At 61.3% G+C, this 1091-nt stretch carries 1 protein-coding gene; it reads right to left on the bottom strand.

What is annotated here, in order from left to right; translation table 11 throughout:
- On the bottom strand, positions 1 to 998 hold a 998-nt coding region (locus tag NKI05_RS32195; RefSeq protein ID WP_352794232.1), incomplete at its 3' end, for a pilus assembly protein TadG-related protein.
- Positions 999 to 1091 lie beyond the last annotated feature (93 nt).

Here is a 1091-nt window from a genome sequence, read left to right on the forward strand (position 1 = left end):
TTGAAGGTGCTCTGCGCCGCAGTCCCGGTCCTGTCGCCGTAGAACAGCACGCCGGAATAGGCTCCGGAGGTAGGCGCGCTCAGCGTCACCTTGGCGTTGCCGTTCATGCTGACGGTGTTGCTGCCTGCCATGAAGATGGTTACCCCGCTGCCGGCGACGACCGCGTTGGCGTTGACCTTCATACCGCCCTGCACGACGTAGACGCCGGGCTGCAGGGTGACGTTGCCGCTGAGGCTCATGCCGCTACAGTAGGTGCCAGGCTGGAGTGTTTGCGATGTCTTGTTGCCGTTGACATTCTTGCAAGGGTTGCCGGCTGTCGGCGTCGCCAAGCCGGAGAAAGGATCGGCTGCCGGCAAGGCTCGGGTGATGTTGGACTTGCAGACTGTGGTCGCTGGATTGTTCAGCACCATGCCGCCGACCGTGATCAGGCAGTCGGCCTTGAGCACCGCCGAGCCCTGCGTCTTTATGGCGTCCGAGGCAATCGAGTCCGACATGACCGAACAGCCGGTGAGGTTGACGGTGGTGTTACCGGAAAAGAGCGCAGCCTGGGAGGCCGACTGACTGAGCGCCAGCACGCAAGCTTTGGAGGCGTCATTGATCAGCGCCACCGCCCTTGCCTGTTCGGCAACGGGCGCCTGGTTGAAAATCGCCGTGAAGTAGCGGTCGAGGTTCTGCTTGACGATGACCTCCACTGCCTTCTTCGCGGTGTTCGGGCCGGACAATGGCGGCGTGTTGACCTGGATCGTGCCCGGCGTGGCAAAATTGTTCGAGGTCGCGGACTGCGTGGCGGCGGCGATGATGGTCGGGTTATCGGAACCCGCGACTTTCTCGAGCGCGCCGGCATAGGCCGCGGCATCGGCAACGGCCTGCAGCTTGAGGCTGCTGTAATACCAGAAGGATGTCTCCACACCGAGGCCGGCGCCGCCAACCACGACCGGCAAGGTGAAGGCAACGATGACGGCAACGTTACCGTTCGTGGCGCGCCTTAGGCGGCTCAAAGCAAACCAAATCCGGGTGAACGCGTTGGATGCCATATGTATTAGAAACCACGAATAGATAAACGAATGTCTAAAAACTCCATTCCGATTCGA

The organism is Mesorhizobium sp. M0771 (assembly GCF_040320155.1).
Classification (GTDB): Bacteria; Pseudomonadota; Alphaproteobacteria; order Rhizobiales; family Rhizobiaceae; genus Mesorhizobium.